The sequence below is a fragment of the Alteraurantiacibacter palmitatis genome (assembly GCF_037154115.1).
Classification (GTDB): Bacteria; Pseudomonadota; Alphaproteobacteria; order Sphingomonadales; family Sphingomonadaceae; genus Alteraurantiacibacter; species Alteraurantiacibacter palmitatis.
Genome location: NZ_JBANRO010000012.1, coordinates 83301 through 99989, shown reverse-complemented (window position 1 = coordinate 99989; position 16689 = coordinate 83301). Strand labels below are relative to the sequence as shown.

Below are 16689 nucleotides of genomic sequence, written 5' to 3'. Positions count from 1 at the left end.
GCCAAACCTTTGCATTTTTGCCCTGTATCCGCTTTGTCGCGGATCAAGGCCAATATTCGGTCACGTATCCGGTTCCACCGGCGCTTGACATCGCCGCCCAAGCACACGCACTGAAAATCGCGCATGAACGCATCAGGGAACACGCAGCTTGAACCACAAAATAGATATCGCACCCGTATCCGGCAAGCGCGACCTCGATGCCTTTATCGATCTGTCTTATCGGCTGAATGCAAATGACCCCAATTGGGTGCCGCCCCTGCGCGCGGATATGGTGGAATTGCTCACCCCCGGCCGCAACCCGTTTCACGACCACGCGCGCGTGCAATATTTCCTTGCCCGCCGCGAGGGCCGGGTGGTGGGCCGCATTTCGGCGCATATTGATGAATTGGCGCTGGCACAGCCGGTGGAGCAGGGCATGGGCCCCGGCACGGGCAATTGGGGGCTGATGGAGGCCGAGGACGAGTCGGTGATGCACGCGCTGATTGGCGCTGCCGAAAACTGGCTGCGCGAACAGGGGATGACACGCGTGGTCGCGCCGCTGTCCATGTCGATCTGGGAGGAGCCGGGCCTGCTGACCATGGGGCACGATCATCCGCCGATGATCATGATGGGCCATCACAACGCCGCCTATCAGGGCTGGGTGGAAAGCGCAGGCGGTTACGAAGTCGCCAAGAAGCTTTACACCTATGATCTCGACCATGTGCGCGAAGGGTTTCCCGAACTCGTCAACCGGATCGTGGCGATGGGGGAGAAAAGCGACCGCATCCGCATCCGCCGCGTGAACAAGGCCGACTTCGAAAACGAGGCGCAGATCATCATCCGCATCCTCAACGAAGCCTGGTCGAAGAACTGGGGCTTTGTGCCCTTTACCGAGCGGGAAAAGGCCTATGCCGGCAAGAAGCTGAAGCCGATCATCCTGGAAGGCACCAACATGATCGCGGAACTGGATGGGGAACCGGTCGCCTTCATGATGAGCCTGCCCGATATCAATACCCGGCTGATCCACATGGGCGGAAAGCTGTATCCGTTCAACTGGATCAAGCTGCTCTGGTGGCTGCGCAATCCGCAATGCGAAAACTTTCGCGTGCCGTTGATGGGTGTGGTGACGCGCCTGCAGAACAGCCGCATGGCCAGCCAGCTCGCTTTCATGATGATCGAATATATCCGTCGCAGCGCCGTGGAATATGGCGCGCGCCGCGCCGAAGTCGGCTGGATCCTGGAGGACAATCAGGGAATGGTGGCGATTGCCGATGCCATCAATTCCAAGCCCAACCGCGAATACACGATTTGGTCGAAGAAGCTGTAGCGGTGCAGGAAAAGGGGCCTTCGTTCGGGGGAGCGGAGGCCCCAAGCGGCGCAGGAAAAAGGGCCTCCGTTCGGGGGAACGGAGGCCCTGGGGATCGTGTCACCGTCGGCTTGGACGGGAGGGGGGTGTCTCGGCGGTGACACTGGAATAACGCCGACCCCGCGGCCCGGTTCCCGCCTGGCGCAACATTTTTATCCTTGGCGATCATGCCCCTGATCCGGCAAAATATGTGTAAGCCGGGAACCGCAGGCGCAGCAGCGCGTTGGGCCGGGGTAGAGTTCAATCCGGGAAGGGACCCTCCATGTCGATCGGGGCTGAAATTGCCGCTCATTTGCCATTCCTGCGCCGTTACGCGCGTGCGCTTACCGGTTCGCAGGCGACCGGCGATGCCTTTGTAAAGGCCACGCTGGAAGCGGCGATTGCCGATGCCGAACTGGCGGAAAGCCTTCGCGGCGGTCGGGTTCCGCTCTATCGCGCCTTCAGCAAGCTGTGGGCCAGCGCTTATCTGGAACCCGTGGGCGATCCGCGCGGCGCTTCGCTGCACGAACTGGCAGCGCAGAACCAGCTTGCCCGCATCACCCCGCCCGCACGCCAGGCGCTGCTGCTGACCACGGTGGAAGATTTCAGCATTGCCGAAGCGGCGCAGATCATTGATCAGGATGAAGAAACCGTCCGCGCGCTGGTGTCAGAGGCGATTGCGGAGATCGACCGCGAAGCCGCGACCAGCGTCCTCATCATCGAGGACGAGCCGCTGATCGCCATGCAGTTGGAAGATCTCGTCTCCTCGCTCGGCCACGAGATTTGCGGCACTGCTGCCACCCGCACACAGGCGGTGGAAGTGGTGGAGGCGCGGATGCCCGGTCTGGTGCTGGCCGATATCCAGCTTGCCGATGGCTCGTCCGGCCTTGATGCGGTGGACGACATCCTCGCCATTGCCGAAGTGCCCGTGATCTTCATCACTGCCTATCCCGAACGCCTGCTGACCGGCAACCGGCCCGAACCGACCTACCTTATCACCAAGCCGTTTCAGGAAGATACGGTGAAGGCTGCGATCAGCCAGGCGCTGTTCTTCGGATCCAGCCGCCCGCTTTGATGCGCTATCCTGTCGCATCCCCTTTGCGGCGGTGCGACAGGAAATACCACGCCAGCGCCATGGATACCGCGCCGCCCAGCAGATTGGCGGCCAGTTCGGCGCCATAGACCGCATCCGCGCCCCATGAGGGGCGCAGGATCATGGCAAAGGGCACCATCACCAGCGCCACGCGCGCCACGGACAGGGCCAGCGCGGTGCCTGCATGGTCGAGCGCGTTGAACGCGCCATTGCCCATGATGAACAGGCCATAGGCGGCATAGCCCCACACGGCGATTTCCAGATAACGCGCGGCGGCATCCACAGTGGCCGGATCGCTGGCAAACAGCCCTGCCAGCCAATGGCGGGAAAAATACAGGATCAGCGCGGCGGCAAAGCCGTAGACTACGCAGAACAGCCCCGCCTGCACCAGGGCAAGGCGCGAACGGTCGGGCAGCCCCGCGCCCCAGTTCTGTCCCACGATTGCCCCGATGGATCCGGACAGCGCCAGCAGCGGCACAACGGCGGCAATCTGCAAGCGTCCGCCAACGCCAAAGCCGGCAATCGCCGCTTCGCCCGCGCCCGCCAGCAGGCCGGTCATCACCGCAAGGCCAACCGGATTGATCGAACTGGTCACCGCCGCAGGCACCGCAACGCGCCCCACCGCGCGCAGCGAAGGGCCAAGATCGCCCCTCAGCAGCAGGCGCGGACGGAACGGCACCTCGCCATTTCGCAGCAGATAAAGGCCCAACGCAGCGCCGATCACCCATCCCGCAACCGTGGCCCATGCCGCGCCTGCGATACCCATGCCCTGCCAGCCGAAAATGCCATGGATCAGGATCGGGTCAAGCGCCCAGTTCGCCCCTGCAAAGCACAGCGATATCAGCGTGCTCCTGGTGGCTGCACCCTGTGCGCGCAGCACCCCGTTCATCCCCGATATCGCCAGTAGCAGCGGAAAGCCCAGCGCATAAGGCAGCATATAAAGGCTGATCTGGCGCAGCATCTCGCCATCCGCTCCCATCGCGCCGAACAGCAGATCGTGTCCCAGCGCCAGCAAGGTGGCGGCCACCAACCCGGTGGCAAGTCCCAGCACCACGCCCAAGGCCGCACAGCGCAGCGCGCGTTCCCGGTCGCCCGCGCCGATTGCCCGCGCCACAACCGAGGATGTGCCCGCCATGACCCCGACGCCCACACTGCCCAGCGCGGTAGAGACAGGGAAGATGAAGCTCATCGCGGCAAGCTCTGTCGCCCCCAGCCAGCCGACATAATAGGCATCGACCAGACCGATGGACATCATCGCGGTGACGCCCACGACCAGCGGCGCGGTCTGCCGCAGGAGATGTCCGGCAATCGAGCCGCGCGTCAGCCGCGCCTGCTGGCTCATCGCTGTGCGGGGAAGTTTGCCATCACGGCGCGATCATGACCTTGCATTGCTGCGTGCGATGTTTGAGCGCTTCATACACCGCAGGCGTTTCGGCAAGCGTTATTGTGCCGGTGACCATCACCCGCGGTTCGACAGCGCCCATCTCCAGCGCCTTGAGCGCGGCCTCATATTCCTGCACGGTGAAGAAGGCGGAGGTGACGAGGCGCACTTCCTTGCTCAGCATGGCAAAGGAATTGAACGTATCTGGCTTCGTGCACAGGCCCAGCAGCAGGATGGTGCCGCGCGGGCGCACCTGCTCCACCCCTTGCGCGATCAGGCCGGGAACGCCGACGCATTCGAACACCACATCGGCCTTGCCGCCCAGCGCGGCTTCGGCACTGGCAACCGGGTTTGCGGGATCGACCACGAAGACATCCGCGCCCATGTCCAGCGCGCGTTCCTGCTGGAAGGTGGCGATATCCTGCACCGCGACGCGGCCCGCGCCCAGCCGCCGCGCCCAGAAGGCGACCGCCAGGCCAATCGGCCCCGCGCCCAGCACCAGCACCTTGTCGCCCGTCTTCATGCCCGACAGGTTCACCCCGTGCAGCGCCACGGCCAGCGGTTCGATCAGCGCGCCATCGGCCAGCGTCAGGCCGGATGGCAGGGGAACGCACTGGTTGGGGCGCGTCACGGCATATTCGGCATAGCCCCCGCCCTGCAGGCCGAAGCCGGTGCACCACTGCACTTCACCGCGCAGGCAATGCGCGCATTGCCCGCAGCTTTTGAGCGGGATGACGCTGACCAGATCGCCCACTTTTGGCCCGGTGGTGTTCTTGCCCAGCGCCACCACTTCGCCGGCGAATTCGTGGCCGAGGATATCGCCGTGCTTGCAGCCATAGGCGGCGTCCTCGGTCATGTGCAGATCGCTGCCGCAAATGCCGCAGCGGCCCACCTTCACCACCAGTTCGCCCGTCCCCGGCGTGGGATCGGGCACATCCTCGAAGGCGAGCGGGGTGTGCAGACCCTGGAAGGTGACGGCTTTCATGAGAGACTATTCCTATTCGGTCCAGATCGGCTGCTCGCCCTTGGCAACCTCGGTCGAGTTCACAAGGATGAAATTGTCCAGCACATCGATCGTGGTGGGGAAGGCGCTGCGCACGCGCGCCTGCATATCGGCGGCATTGGCGGATGCGGCGACAAGGCCCGGCCATGCGGCCAGATAATCGCGGGTGAAGTGGAGGCCGGAAATGTCATCGGGCAGGCCGGGGCGGGCATGGCCTGCCACCACGATGGCGGGGTTGAGCGCCAGCAATTGCTCCACCGTCTCGCTCCACGCGGCTACGGCGGCGGCATCGTGTTCACCCAGCCACAAATGCACTTCGTTGAACACGATGTCGCCCGGCAGCAGCGCGCGGATCGCGGGGATCCACAAGGCGGTGGAGTGGCGGTGATCGCCCATCATCGGCCCCAGAACGCGCAGTTCGTGCCCTTCCAGCATCAGCACATCGCTCGTCAACGCCTGCGGGGCGGAGGGGTAGGCGGGGCCGTTCGCGCCCAGCATCGGGCTCCACCGCACCACCTTGAAAGGCAGGCTGCGCCAGATATCCGCAACCACGGTGGGGTGCGCCACCACGCGGGCATTGGGAAAAGCCTCGGTCAGAACTTCCATCGCAAAGAAGTGATCGGGGTGATCGTGGGTGACGAAGATGTGCGTCAGCACCCTGCCACTGTCGAGCACCATGCCCGCCACGCGATGCGCATCGGCAAGGGTGAAGGGCGGATCGACCAGCACCGCCTCTCGCTCTCCCATGATGAGCGCGGAATTGACGTGGAGCGAGCCTTCGCTGGTGCGCAGCACGTCGATGGTGAGGGGAGGGGGCGCGGTTTCCTGCGCCGCTGCGGGAACCGCCACAAGCACTGCCAGCAGCCAGACAAGCCATTTTCCCATGCGTTCCTCCCCCCGTTTGTGCGGTCGTTTACTCCGCTGCCATGCGCAGAACGGGCTTCACCACATGGCCCGCTTCGCTTGCTTCGATCGCCTCGTTGATCTCGGTGAAGTCGAAGTGCCGGATCAGCCGGTCGAACGGGAAATTGCCCGCCACATGATGGTCGAGCAGTTCGATCAGGAAGGGCGCACCGTCCGAATTGCCACCCAGAATGCCCATCACCGTGCGCCCGCCGCCCATGAAGGCAGCTTCATTGAAGGTGAGGTTGTCGGCCGGATCGCTGGCGCCCACGATGCCGCAAATCCCCTTGGGCGCGAGCAGGCCCCAGGCATCCTCGATCACCTTGTTGATGCCGGTCGTATCGAAGGCATAGCCAAGCCCCTGCGGCACCAGCGCCTTGATCTGCCCGATGGCGTCGTCCTTGGCGTTGAAGGCGTGGGTTGCGCCCAGTTCCCTTGCCAGCGCCAGCCGCTCGTCATTCACGTCGACTGCGATGATGGGGTTCGCGCCGGCGATCTTCGCCGCCATGATCGCGGCGATGCCCACCGTGCCCGCGCCAAACACGGCAATCGGCAGCCCGGCACGCACCTGCATTGCGTTCAGCACCGCGCCCGCGCCGGTCATCAAGCCGCAGCCGATGGGGGCCATCATGTCGAGCGGGATGGAATTGAACCGTTCGGGCAGGACAATCGTGTTGCGTTCATGCGCGATGGCATGGGTGGCAAAGGCGGACTGGCCGAAGAAATTGGCCGCCATCGGCTTGCCTTCGTGATGCATGGTGGGCGTGCCATCAGCCCGTGTACCGCTCCAATTGTGCGGGAAGAAATTGTAGCAATAGGTGGGCGCGTTCACATCGCAACTGGGGCAGGTGCCGCAGGAATTGAAGCTCATCACCACCCGGTCACCCGGTTTGACGGATGTGACGGCGCTGCCCACCGCCTCGACAATCCCTGCGCCTTCATGGCCCAGCACCACGGGCAGCGGCACGGGCAATTGCGCATCGCGCACCGCCAGATCGGTGTGGCAGATGCCGCAGGCGACAATCCGCACCCGGATTTCATCGGGCGCCAGATCAGCCAGTTCCACCGGCTCGATGGTAAAGGGATGGTCGTGCCCGCGGCAGATGGCGGCCTTGGCGGTGGTGGTCATGTTCGGTCCTCAATTCGCCTAACGGTTTCAGTTCAACGGCTTGATCGGCCCCAATTGCATCCCCCCATCGATCATGACGTGCGCGCCGGTCATATAGCTGCCCGCATCCGATGCCAGCAGCAGCGCGAGCGGCTTGATCTGGTAGGTTTCGGCCATGCGGCCCACGGGCACCAGTTCGTCCCACGCCTTCTTGGCTGCGGGGTTCTTCTTCACCCAGCCGTCACCGATATTGGTGACGAAGGGGCCGGGCGCGATGGCGTTCACGCGGATGCCATAGGCGGCCAGTTCATAGGCGGCATGGCGCATGAAATGCTTCACGCCTGCCTTTGCCGCCATATAGGGCACGCCGACAATGGCCTCGTTCACCTCGGCCGCGTTGGAACTGGTGATGACGATGGAGCCGCCCCGGCGGTGTTTATTCGCCTTCATCACGCGGGCCGCTTCGCGCACCGTATGGAATACGCCGTTCAGATTGATGCCGATGCTCTTGTACCAGCGGTCAGGGTCGTAAACGTCGATCTGGCCATCGGGGTTGCGCTTGCCTTCAGGCGTCCAGAAGCCGTTGCCGACATCAAGGCCGGCATTGGCAAAGGCGACATCGCATCCCCCATAGGCCGCGACATGGTGATCGAAGGCGCGCGCCACTTCGGCCAGCTTGGACACATCGCACACATCCCAGCGCGCCTCGTATCCCTGATCCACCAGCCGCGCACATTCGCGCGCCGCGCCCTCGGCGTCGATATCGGTGAGCGTCACCTTCGCGCCCGCTTCGGCCAGCACTTCGGCATAGGCAAGGCCGATGCCGCTGGCCGCCCCGGTGACAAGTCCGGAACGGCCAGTCAGGTCAAACTGGTCGAGCGTCTTTGGCTCACTGCTCACAGATAGAGCTGCCGGTTGATCGGCAGTCCATGTTCCTTGCAGTAGTTTTCGTAGTGGCTCATGAACCACCACACATCGAGCGTTTCGACGAAATTGCCGTTTTCGTCGTAGAACTCGTTGGCGCCCTGCATCCAGAAAAAGGCCTTCATCCCGCCCGGTTCATCGGTGACGAGCGTATGCGCGTGGCCGGGAAACTCCGTGATGAAGTCACCGGGGCCGGCGACCCAGTCATATTCCAGATAGCGGAACGTGCCTTCCAGCCCGATTGCCCACACCATGCCGCGGTGCTTGTGCGTGCCGATCACGCCGGGCGATTTGATCCAGAGGATATTGGCATAGACATTGTTGCGCACATCGAACGCCAGATGGCGGATGGCGGCGTTGTCGCCAAAGGGAACCCAGGGGCTCTCCTCCTCGCTCTGGCCGACATAGGTGCCGGAAATGCAATACTGATCGAGCATCGCCTTGTGCGCTTCGGGCACGCTGACGATCTTGTAGGCCCCGCTGGGGGGTGCCTTCATCCCGCCCAGGCTGGACGGCTTTTCCTGCGTTGCCATGATGGCCCCTCCCTTAGAGATACAGCTTGGGGTTGGGCTTCATCTGGTGATCGCGGCAATGCGTTTCGTAATGGTTGATCATCCAGAACACATCGACCGTTTCCACCAGATTGGCATCGCCATCGTAAAAGTCGATCGGGCCTTCCATCCAGCCGAACAGCTTGCAGCCATTGGGATGTTCGGTGACGAGCGTGTGGCTTTCGCCCGGCACTTCCAGGATCAGCCCGCCGGGGCTGGCGACCCAGTCATACTCCAGATAGCGGACGCTGCCTTCGAGGCACACCATGGTGATCGTGCCGCGGTGGAAATGCGTGCCGATCACGCCGGGGCCCTTCACCCACAGGATGTTGGAATACAGGTTGCGGCGCACGTCGAAGGCCAGATGCTTGATCGCGGCATTGTCACCAAAGGGAACCCAGGGGCTGTCCACATCGGTCAGCGCGTCGATATAGCGGCCGCCGGGCGAGGTGCGTTCGACGATTTCCTTGTAGGGGTAGCCGATATCGACGATTTCGGCCTTGTCGCTGGGGGGTGCGGTCATGGTAGCCATTGGTAACTCTCCCTTACCTGATCAATGTGTCGACATAGGCGGCACCGATGCCAACCTGTTCGTAATGGTCGCGGGCCATTTTCATGTAATCGAACACGTCGAAATGGCCCACCGTGTTCCCCTGTTCGTCCAGCCACATTAGCGGGCCGGAGACGACGAAAAATACCTTCATCGGGTCAGGGTGTTCATAGGCGACGAGGGTATGGCTCTCGCCCGGTGTTTCATAGATGAAATCGCCCGCCGTCGCGGTCCAGTCGTGCTCCAGATAGGCCCATTTGCCGCTGATCGTGTAGGCCCAGATCGGCTTGGGATGGTAATGCCGGTTCACGATGCACGGCTTTTTGGCCATCAGCACATCGGCCCACATATTCAGCGTGGGGCTGATCCAGACGGGCTTGGAATAGACGTTCTCGACAATCGGCACCCAATAGCGCTCGTCACCCTCGGCGATCTTGGCCATATAGGCTTCGGGCATCGCGCCGGGGCGCAGCGCATGGGGCACAGGCGGGGTGCCGGCCCATGGCTCGGTCGTGGGGGCTTCGGGCATTTGCTCTCCTTGCAGGGCTCTCTCACATCCGGCCCCGTCTTGTGCGGGACTCGGCAAGTCCCGGCACTCTAACAGGCGTTAAAGTGCCGGGGAAGCTTCGCCGCGCCGCGCCAGCACGGCGGGGGCGGTTTCCTTCAGACCCATGGCGATGAAGCCACTGACGATCGACAGGCCGATCAGCAGCCACAGGAAGCTGTCCATGCCAAAGGCATCGTTCAGCGCCCCGCCGATGACCGGGCCGAACACGCCGCCCAGCACTTCGCAGCTGCCCATCGCCAGGCCCAGCACGGTCGCGTGATGGCGGGCTTCAAAGGTTTCGGACGGGATGGTGGCCATGAAGATCGGGAACACGCCGTTCACCGCCCACCCTACGAAGAAGATCGCGGCAAGGCCAATCGCCCCGCCTTCCCAATACATCGCGCCCAATGGGCCGAGCACGGCCAGGAAGGGCAACCACACCATCACCGGCTTGCGGCCGATGTAATCGGACAGGCCTGCAATGGTGAAGGAATAGATCGCCGCGGCAATGCCCAGCGACCCCATGATCCAGCTCATCGTGGTGGGGTCATAGCCCTTAACCGTGGTGAGATAGAGCGGCATGAAGGCCCAGGTGGTGACGAAATGCGCCACCATCAAAACGCCCACGACCACACAGATCCACATATTGCGCACCTTCATCGCCGCGCCGATTTCCTTCAGGTAATCGGAGAAGGAGGCGCCAAGGCTCTGCTTGGGCTTGGGCGGGGCCTTGGGCATTTCCGGCTCGCGCAGCATGAACCAGATCATCGCGGCGGAAATCAGGCCCGGCACGGCGGCAAGGTAGAACGCCTCGCGCCAGCTGAACATGGTCGCAAACCACACCAGCACCACCGGCGCGGCAAAGCTGCCCAAAAGGTTGGAGCCCAGATTCTGCGCCACGCCCTGCGCCAGCCCGCGTCGCTTGGGATCGACTTCGGAGGCGACCATCGCATGGCTGATCGGCATCACGCCGCCTTCGGCCGCGCCCATCAGCAGGCGGGCAGCGAACAGGAACAGGAAGCTGGTGGCGATCCCTGACAGGAACGAACACAGCGAAAAGGCCACGGTGGCGATCACCAGCAGCAGCTTGCGCTTGCCCAGGCTGTCGGACAGGCGGCCCACGAAGAAGGCGGCAATCGCCCAGCTGAACGAAAGGCCGCTGGCGAGCAGGCCGATCTGCGTCTGGCTGAGTTGCAGGTCGGGCTCCACAAACGGCATCAGCGCGTTGAGCGCCTGCCGGTCGAAGAACACGATGCCGAAATTGAGCGCCAGCAGGAACACCAGCAGCGTTTGGTAGGCGGGTGAGTTCTTCATCCAGTTGCCGGTGGTTCCGGCTGCGGTATCGGGTGCATGGGCCATTATGTCGTGATCCTCAGGCGAAGGGGCGGATGGGGTCGCGGCCGTCCCAGTTGCGGCTTGCTTCCCAGAAACGGGTGAAGGTTGCGTCCATGCCGGGTGTCACCGGCAGCAGTTCGATGAAGCCGGTGGCAGCGCCGCTGCCATTGTCGAGATAGACCACCTCGCCCCCGGTGGGCACTGCGGCGCGGTACGCCTCGTGCCAGCCGCGCTGCGAATAGGCGGCGACATCGGCTTCCACATCGGCGCAGGCGATCCCCATGTGGTGATAACCGTAACCGCGCGCCTCGATGGTTTCGCGGTAGACCGAAGGGTTGTCATCCAGCGGCTGGATCAGTTCGATCATCATGTGGCCGGCAAAGCCCATCGCCAGCGTCACATCAGCGCGGCTTTCGGCGCCGCGATAGGTTTGGCCCGGCACGAGCAGATGTGGCAGCACGAAGAACGGCCCGGCGCGCATATCGGTAGCCCAGTGGCGGATCGCCGCCTCCAGATCGGGCACGATGAAGGCGGTCTGCGCCACACCCCCCATTGGCTGGCCAAAGCCCAGCTCCTGCGTCACCCGCGAATCCTCCCCGAATTGTCCCGTGCCGCCGGTATGTTTCCGGTCGTGCACCTGCATCGCTCGCAACTCGCGCTGACAAAGTCAACTTCGCTGTGCTATCCGGTTTGCAGGAGAGAGAGGAACACAGCCATGGCCACGCAGATCAAACCCAGCGAAAGCACGCCGCCCATCGATTGCAGCCCGGAAGAATGGCAGGCGCGGCTGGACCTTGCCGCCTGCTACCGCATCTTCGACCACATGGGCTGGTGCGAAGGCATCTACAACCACATCACCCTGCGCGTGCCGGGGGAACGGGACGCGTTCCTGATCAACCCCTTCGGCCTGATGTGGGACGAGGTGACGGCGAGCAATCTCATCAAGATCGACGGCGATGGCAACAAGCTGTCGGACAGTCCGCATCCGGTGAACCTGGCCGGATTTACGCAGCACGCCACCTTCCACCGCGCGCTCGACTGGGCGCACGCCATCGTCCACACGCATACGCCCGATACGATGGCGGTATGCTGTTCGAAAGAGGGGCTGACCCCGACCAACTTCTATTCCTGCTTCTTCGAAGGGCTGGTTGGCTATCACGATTTTGAAGGCATCACCGTGCGCGCCGAGGAAGGCGAGCGGCTGGTGCGCAATCTGGGCAACCGTCAGGTGCTGATGCTGCGCAACCATGGCCCGGTGCTGATGGGCAAGACCATCTACGAGATGTTCTTCCTGTATTATATGTTCCAGCGCGCCTGCGAGGTGCAGGTCAAGACGCTGGCGATGGGCGAGCCGATCGTGGTGCCACCCGAAGTTATCGAGGTGCACCAGCGCGACCGTGACCTGATGCTTGTGGATGATTTCGGCAAGCTGGATTTCCGCGCGTGGACAAGACGGATAGACCGGATCGATCCCAGCTGGCGCAATTGAAGGTAACTTGCTGATTTTATGCCCGCTCTCACGCTCAATGACCGCCCGGTTCAGTTCGATATGGACGCGCAGACCCCGCTGCTGTGGGCGCTGCGCGATGCGGCGAACCTGACCGGCACCAAATATGGCTGCGGCGTGGGCGATTGCGGCGCGTGCATGGTGCTGATTGACGGCGAGGCGCTGCGATCCTGCCTTGTCACTCTGGCCGAGGCCGAGGGGCGCTTTGTCACCACGATCGAGGGGCTGAGCCGTGATCGAAGCCATCCGGTGCAACAGGCGCTGGTGGCCGAACAGGCGATCCAGTGCGGGTTCTGCACGCCGGGCATCGTGATGGCGGCGGCGGCGCTGATTGCGCGTAATCCCTCTCCGTCAGAGGAGGAGATTGTCGCTGCCGTGCCCAATCTGTGCCGCTGCGGCGTCTATCCGCGGCTGGTGGCGGCGATCCAGCGTGCGGGCCGCGTGGCGCGGCGGCGCGAACGCATCGACGCCGCGCCTGCGCCGGGGATCGACCCGGCCGATGCGGCGCTGGCCGTGCCCGCGATGAGCAGATCCCCGGCAGCGGAAGCGGGCGGCGATTAAACCCGCCGCCCCTTTTCGGTATCCTCAGAACCGGATCCGCGCGCTGAGCGTGGCGTTGAAAGGCTCGCCTGGCTGGATGTTGTTGTCGTTGTGCGACGAGGGGTAATAGGTCGCGTCGAACAGGTTTTCGACATTCAGCTGAAGCGTCAGTTCAGGGCTGACATCGTAATACAGCGCCGCATCGACGCGGGCATAGGACGGCAGCTCCACCGCATTGGTGAGCGTGGTGTACTGGCTCGACTGGTGGATCAACCCTGCGCCGATACCGAATTGCCGCGTCAGCTGATAGCGCGCCCAGGCGCTGACCTGATGGCCGGGCACCTGCGCCAATTCGCGGCCCGCCGGGGCAGAGCTGGTGGTGCGGGTGATCTTGCCGTCAAGCAGGGTGTAGCCCAGCGTCAGTTGCAGATCCCTGGACACTTCCCCCGCCAGACTCAGCTCGATCCCCTTGGTTCGCGTGGCCCCGGTCAGGATGATCTGGCCCGGATTGGCGGGATCGGGCGACTGGGTGTTGGTGCGGTCCAGCTGGAACACGGCGGCGGTTGCCACCAGTTCGGGCGTGATCGCGTATTTGACGCCAGCTTCCCAGTTCTCGAACTTTTCGGGCACCAGCGTTTCGGACACCGCAGACAGGACGGTAAACTGGTCGCCTGATTGCGGCAGGAAGCTGGTGGCATAGCTGGCATAAAGCGAAATGGCCTCGGTGGGCTTCACGATCACGCCCAGGCGCGGGCTCCACTTCTCGTCCACCCGCTCACCCGCAAAACCGCTGCGGATGTTGAGCGTTTCAAGATCAAACCGGTCGTAACGCAGGCCCGCCACCAGTTGCACAAGGCCGAAATCGATCTGGTCTTGCACATAGAAGGACAAGGTGTTCAGGCTGGATTCGCTTTCCGAATTGGGAACGATGGTGAAGGCGGGGATTGTGAAGCTGGTGGCCAGCGGCAACGTCACATTGCCCGCGCCGCCAAAGCTGACATTGTTGCGGATGGCGGTGGAATCCTGATCCATCGCCTCTGCGCCCACGAGCAGGGTGTGGGTGGCGGGGCCGGTGGCGAATTCGGCGATCAGATTGGCCTGGCCGATCAGGTTCTGGCGCGTATTGCCGCTTTCATAACCGGACAGGGTGACCGTGCGGGCATTTGCCGGGCCGCCAAGCGCGCCGGGCAGGATATTGCCATAGAACTTGTCGTAATCGGCAAACTGCACCGATGCGTTGAAGCTGAGCGCCTCGCTGAACGCATGATCAATCCGCGCGCGGGCAATGTGCACCTGGTTGGTGCTGGTGTTATACCCGTTGGTGTCACCAAAGAAGACCTTGTCGAACCCGCGCAGCGGCGCGCCGTTCTCCGAAGGGATGCCGCGATCCACCACGCGCCGGTCATCGTCATAGGTGTAGCTGGCGGTCAGCCGCGTATTCGGGCCAAGCTCGGCCGTCAGAGTGGGGGAAATGCCGAAGAAGCGCCCGTCGTAGAAATTGCGGTGGTTGTTCAGTTCCTCATACGTGCCGGTCACGCGCAGTGCCACGGTATCGGTCAGCGGCTGGTTGATGTCCGCCGCGCCCGAAAAGCCGCCGAAGCTGTCCAGGCTGAAATCGGCGCCCACGAAGCTGGTCATCGTGTCAGCAGTCTTCATCACACGGTTGATGGCGCCCCCGCCCGCGCCCCGGCCGAAGATCAGCGCATTGGCGCCCTTGAGCACCTCGATCCGCTCCACATTGTAGAGCGGGCGGTAATATTGCGAATCGTCGCGCAGCCCGTCGATGAAGAAATCGGCGGTCGTGGACTGTCCGCGCAGCACGATCTGGTCGCGGTGCCCTTCGCCCGTGCCCAGCGACACGCCGGTCACGAAACGCAGCGCATCGTTGAGGTTGCGCAAGCCCTGATCCTCGATCTGGTCGGCGGTGATGACGGTGACGGCCTGCGGCACGTTAAGCAGCGGAGTGGGCGTCTTGGTGGCGGTGGAGCCATCATTGTTGACATAGCTTTCGCGCTGGCCGGTCACGATGATCTCGCTGCCCAGATAGTCGCGCTGCGTGTCATCGGCCGCATGGGCGGGAATGGCGACGGCAAGCGCGCTCCCGGCAAGGATGGCGGCGCGAAAACGGATGGCAGAGCGGATCATGTAGGGCCCCTGATATCTTGGAATTCTGTCAGCGCAGAATGTTGTTGCGATTGATTTGCAAGAGCGCCCTATTGCGAATCATTTTCAGTTGCAACAGCAAATCGCGTGGCTTTGCGGATTTCTTCGCCGACCTTGCCGGGCGCGCCCGTGCGACCGCCTGCGAGGCGTCCGGCTGCACCACTTCCAAGGGGAGAAGCGGCATTGGCCCATTGCCAAGCGGCGCCGCATTTGCAATCCGGGGACACGGGATCAACCGGCGTCGGCCCGTGGCACACCATGCCAAGGGGAACGGGTGCGATGAGGAGCAGTTGCCACCTTTATGTCCAGCAATGATATTGCCACGCCGCGCCTGCGCGACCGGATCAGCGCCCGCCTTGCGCGATTGGAGGGCCCCGGCTGGATTTTCCTGCGCGGCTTTCTGGAACATCCGCGCATGGTGGGGGCAATCCTCCCCTCAGGCCCGGTGGTGGTGCGCACCATGCTGTCGCGCGTGGACTGGGCCAATACGCGGCTGTTCGTGGAATATGGCCCCGGTGTGGGCACCTTCTGCCAGCCCGTGCTCGACCGCTTGCCGCGCGATGCGGAGCTGCTGGTGATCGACACCAATCCGCTTTATATTGATTACCTGTCCCGAGCGATAACCGACAGCCGGTTTCACGCCGTGCTCGGCTCGGCCGAGGATGTGGAGGAGATTATCCGTTCAATCGGGCACGAACAGGCGGATTACGTTCTGTCGGGCCTGCCGTTTTCCACGCTTCCCGATGGGGTTGGCCCGGCCATTGCGGCAGCCACCCAGCGCGTGCTGCGCAAGGGCGGCGCGTTCCTCACCTATCAATATGCCAGCGCCGCACGCGATTTGACCGCGCGCTATTTCCCCCGCGTGGAAAGCTGCCGCGTATGGGCCAATGTGCCGCCCTGCCTGCTCGCCTGGGGATGGAAAGCCTGAGCCGCGCCTGCGCCTAGTCGAAGGCGCTGGCCGTTCCCTGTGCATTGCCCGAGAGCTGTTCCCATAAGGATACCAGAATGGCGGTGAGCACCACGGCCACTGCCGCCCCGGCGACGCCATTGATCAGCCCGGTGACAAACAGGCTGCCTGCCAGACCCACCACGGAGAACAGCAGCATGGAAATCACCAGATAGGCGATCATTAGCAGGAAGAAGAACAGCACCAATTGCCGCCGCACAGGCTTAGTCAGGCGCCAGGAACGTTGGAAGGGGGCGATCGGATTGCGCTCCCCCTCCAGCATCACCACCGGCACCACCAGAATGAACCGCAGAGCCAGCGCGAAAAGCACCGCGATCAGTAGGATCACGCCGATTGTTGCAGCGACCGCCTGCCCCACCGCAACCGCCAGAACGGCGCCGATCAATCCCACGGCCAGCGCACCGATGATGACCACCGCGCTGTAACCGATCACCCCGATCGCCAGCGTTCCCAGCAGCACGGGGAAGGCGCGAAGCGACGCACCCAGCGCTTCGCCCACGGTGGGGCGCGACGGGCCAAGCAGCGCGACCATCGCGCCGTAACCCAGCATGGAAAACAGCGCGGCCAGCATCACCACGAACAGCAGCGGCCCCACTTGCGCCGCCAGTTGCTCCGCCATCTGCTCCGGGTCGCCGCCGGGCCCGATCAGCATCCCCATCATGTCCGGCATGGCAATCACCAGAACCAGATTGGGCAGCAGGAAGAAAACCCCGGCGATCAGCGAAAGAAACTGCCAGTTCGCCCGCACCATGGCGAGCGAGTGGGCCCAGGTGCGGTTCATGTCGAATGTCAT

Annotated in this window: 18 protein-coding genes; 5 read left to right on the top strand and 13 right to left on the bottom strand. The window is 63.5% G+C overall.

The features are described from left to right. Positions 1–148: 148 nt before the first annotated feature. Both WFP44_RS14280 and WFP44_RS14275 read left to right on the top strand, forming a co-directional pair. Entirely contained in the window at positions 149–1306 is a 1158-nt protein-coding gene (locus WFP44_RS14280) for an N-acetyltransferase (RefSeq protein WP_336927288.1), read from the top strand. Positions 1307–1607: 301 nt separating this feature from the next. Beyond that, complete coding sequence (locus WFP44_RS14275; protein ID WP_336927287.1) at positions 1608–2399, top strand: response regulator; 792 nt, start codon at positions 1608–1610, stop codon at positions 2397–2399. Between the two features lie 4 nt (positions 2400–2403). On the opposite strand, the gene WFP44_RS14270 is transcribed toward WFP44_RS14275, so the two are convergent. The 10 genes from WFP44_RS14270 to WFP44_RS14225 form a co-directional block, all read right to left on the bottom strand. Continuing rightward, complete coding sequence (locus WFP44_RS14270; RefSeq protein WP_336927286.1) at positions 2404–3759, bottom strand: MATE family efflux transporter; 1356 nt, start codon at positions 3757–3759, stop codon at positions 2404–2406. A gap of 22 nt (positions 3760–3781) precedes the next feature. Next, a complete protein-coding gene (locus WFP44_RS14265; protein WP_336927285.1) occupies positions 3782–4783 on the bottom strand; it encodes an alcohol dehydrogenase catalytic domain-containing protein in 1002 nt (333 codons plus the stop codon). A gap of 12 nt (positions 4784–4795) precedes the next feature. Next, complete coding sequence (locus WFP44_RS14260) at positions 4796–5686, bottom strand: MBL fold metallo-hydrolase (protein ID WP_336927283.1); 891 nt, start codon at positions 5684–5686, stop codon at positions 4796–4798. Between the two features lie 28 nt (positions 5687–5714). Continuing rightward, complete coding sequence (locus WFP44_RS14255; RefSeq protein WP_336927282.1) at positions 5715–6833, bottom strand: NAD(P)-dependent alcohol dehydrogenase; 1119 nt, start codon at positions 6831–6833, stop codon at positions 5715–5717. A 27-nt stretch (positions 6834–6860) separates the two neighbouring features. Beyond that, positions 6861–7712, bottom strand: a complete 852-nt coding sequence (locus tag WFP44_RS14250) for an SDR family oxidoreductase (RefSeq protein ID WP_336927281.1) — start codon at positions 7710–7712, stop codon at positions 6861–6863. Continuing rightward, positions 7709–8269 carry a 2,4'-dihydroxyacetophenone dioxygenase family protein gene (locus WFP44_RS14245; RefSeq protein ID WP_336927280.1) on the bottom strand — a complete coding sequence of 187 codons (561 nt, stop codon included), beginning with the start codon at positions 8267–8269 and terminating at the stop codon, positions 7709–7711. Before WFP44_RS14245 ends, WFP44_RS14250 begins: the two co-directional genes overlap by 4 nt. A gap of 13 nt (positions 8270–8282) precedes the next feature. Next, positions 8283–8819, bottom strand: a complete 537-nt coding sequence (locus WFP44_RS14240) for a 2,4'-dihydroxyacetophenone dioxygenase family protein (protein ID WP_336927279.1) — start codon at positions 8817–8819, stop codon at positions 8283–8285. A gap of 13 nt (positions 8820–8832) precedes the next feature. Then, a complete protein-coding gene (locus WFP44_RS14235; protein WP_336927278.1) occupies positions 8833–9366 on the bottom strand; it encodes a 2,4'-dihydroxyacetophenone dioxygenase family protein in 534 nt (177 codons plus the stop codon). Between the two features lie 78 nt (positions 9367–9444). Continuing rightward, entirely contained in the window at positions 9445–10743 is a 1299-nt protein-coding gene (locus tag WFP44_RS14230) for an MFS transporter (protein WP_336927277.1), read from the bottom strand. A gap of 13 nt (positions 10744–10756) precedes the next feature. Continuing rightward, a complete protein-coding gene (locus tag WFP44_RS14225) occupies positions 10757–11362 on the bottom strand; it encodes a VOC family protein (protein ID WP_336927276.1) in 606 nt (201 codons plus the stop codon). 72 nt (positions 11363–11434) lie between these two features. Between WFP44_RS14225 and WFP44_RS14220 the strand changes: the two genes are divergently transcribed. Both WFP44_RS14220 and WFP44_RS14215 read left to right on the top strand, forming a co-directional pair. Next, entirely contained in the window at positions 11435–12208 is a 774-nt protein-coding gene (locus WFP44_RS14220) for a class II aldolase/adducin family protein (RefSeq protein ID WP_336927275.1), read from the top strand. An 18-nt stretch (positions 12209–12226) separates the two neighbouring features. After that, entirely contained in the window at positions 12227–12787 is a 561-nt protein-coding gene (locus WFP44_RS14215) for a (2Fe-2S)-binding protein (protein WP_336927274.1), read from the top strand. A 24-nt stretch (positions 12788–12811) separates the two neighbouring features. Here WFP44_RS14215 and WFP44_RS14210 read toward each other — a convergent pair whose 3' ends face one another. Both WFP44_RS14210 and WFP44_RS14205 read right to left on the bottom strand, forming a co-directional pair. Next, complete coding sequence (locus WFP44_RS14210) at positions 12812–14911, bottom strand: TonB-dependent receptor (protein ID WP_336927273.1); 2100 nt, start codon at positions 14909–14911, stop codon at positions 12812–12814. Positions 14912–14939: 28 nt separating this feature from the next. After that, complete coding sequence (locus WFP44_RS14205; RefSeq protein WP_336927272.1) at positions 14940–15113, bottom strand: hypothetical protein; 174 nt, start codon at positions 15111–15113, stop codon at positions 14940–14942. Between the two features lie 117 nt (positions 15114–15230). Between WFP44_RS14205 and WFP44_RS14200 the strand changes: the two genes are divergently transcribed. Beyond that, positions 15231–15857 carry a class I SAM-dependent methyltransferase gene (locus tag WFP44_RS14200; protein ID WP_336927271.1) on the top strand — a complete coding sequence of 209 codons (627 nt, stop codon included), beginning with the start codon at positions 15231–15233 and terminating at the stop codon, positions 15855–15857. Between the two features lie 13 nt (positions 15858–15870). On the opposite strand, the gene WFP44_RS14195 is transcribed toward WFP44_RS14200, so the two are convergent. Continuing rightward, on the bottom strand, positions 15871–16689 hold the full coding sequence (locus WFP44_RS14195; RefSeq protein ID WP_336927270.1) for a glycerophosphoryl diester phosphodiesterase membrane domain-containing protein: 819 nt from the start codon (positions 16687–16689) through the stop codon (positions 15871–15873).

Bases quoted from the DNA above. Each gene is read 5' to 3' on its own strand.
- WFP44_RS14275 (WP_336927287.1), top strand. From the start codon at position 1,608: ATGTCGATCGGGGCTGAAATTGCCGCTCATTTGCCATTCCTGCGCCGT.
- WFP44_RS14270 (WP_336927286.1), bottom strand. From the start codon at position 3,759: ATGAGCCAGCAGGCGCGGCTGACGCGCGGCTCGATTGCCGGACATCTC.
- WFP44_RS14265 (WP_336927285.1), bottom strand. From the start codon at position 4,783: ATGAAAGCCGTCACCTTCCAGGGTCTGCACACCCCGCTCGCCTTCGAG.
- WFP44_RS14260 (WP_336927283.1), bottom strand. From the start codon at position 5,686: ATGGGAAAATGGCTTGTCTGGCTGCTGGCAGTGCTTGTGGCGGTTCCC.
- WFP44_RS14255 (WP_336927282.1), bottom strand. From the start codon at position 6,833: ATGACCACCACCGCCAAGGCCGCCATCTGCCGCGGGCACGACCATCCC.
- WFP44_RS14245 (WP_336927280.1), bottom strand. From the start codon at position 8,269: ATGGCAACGCAGGAAAAGCCGTCCAGCCTGGGCGGGATGAAGGCACCC.
- WFP44_RS14240 (WP_336927279.1), bottom strand. From the start codon at position 8,819: ATGGCTACCATGACCGCACCCCCCAGCGACAAGGCCGAAATCGTCGAT.
- WFP44_RS14235 (WP_336927278.1), bottom strand. From the start codon at position 9,366: ATGCCCGAAGCCCCCACGACCGAGCCATGGGCCGGCACCCCGCCTGTG.
- WFP44_RS14230 (WP_336927277.1), bottom strand. From the start codon at position 10,743: ATGGCCCATGCACCCGATACCGCAGCCGGAACCACCGGCAACTGGATG.
- WFP44_RS14225 (WP_336927276.1), bottom strand. From the start codon at position 11,362: ATGCAGGTGCACGACCGGAAACATACCGGCGGCACGGGACAATTCGGG.
- WFP44_RS14220 (WP_336927275.1), top strand. From the start codon at position 11,435: ATGGCCACGCAGATCAAACCCAGCGAAAGCACGCCGCCCATCGATTGC.
- WFP44_RS14215 (WP_336927274.1), top strand. From the start codon at position 12,227: ATGCCCGCTCTCACGCTCAATGACCGCCCGGTTCAGTTCGATATGGAC.
- WFP44_RS14210 (WP_336927273.1), bottom strand. From the start codon at position 14,911: ATGATCCGCTCTGCCATCCGTTTTCGCGCCGCCATCCTTGCCGGGAGC.
- WFP44_RS14205 (WP_336927272.1), bottom strand. From the start codon at position 15,113: ATGCCGCTTCTCCCCTTGGAAGTGGTGCAGCCGGACGCCTCGCAGGCG.
- WFP44_RS14200 (WP_336927271.1), top strand. From the start codon at position 15,231: ATGTCCAGCAATGATATTGCCACGCCGCGCCTGCGCGACCGGATCAGC.
- WFP44_RS14195 (WP_336927270.1), bottom strand. From the start codon at position 16,689: ATGACATTCGACATGAACCGCACCTGGGCCCACTCGCTCGCCATGGTG.